1 protein-coding gene is annotated in these 243 nt (G+C 53.9%); it reads right to left on the reverse strand.

Annotation, left to right across the window (positions count from 1 at the left end):
• Positions 1 to 243 (reverse strand): PAS domain-containing protein (locus L9G74_RS21785; RefSeq protein ID WP_238898968.1); only part of this gene is annotated, 243 nt, incomplete at both ends.

A 243-nucleotide genomic window follows, 5' to 3' on the forward strand; every position in this document is an offset into this window, starting at 1 on the left:
CGCCGATGACGTCTCCCTGGTACATCAGCGGGGAGGCATGGACAATAAAGTGCTTGCCGAGCACAACGCTGTGCTGGTGCATCTGCGGGGTCCCGGTGTGAAGCGCTTTCAAGATAATGGAGTTTGGAATCAGCTCCTCCGCATGCCGCCCAATCCACTCGTCACGGACAATTTCCATGTTCCGTTCGGCTGACTTGTTGATGAAAAGAAACCTCCCGTGCCGGTCAATAATTTTTACCCCAT

The sequence above is a fragment of the Shewanella electrica genome, assembly GCF_022321485.1.
Lineage (GTDB): Bacteria > Pseudomonadota > Gammaproteobacteria > Enterobacterales > Shewanellaceae > Shewanella > Shewanella electrica.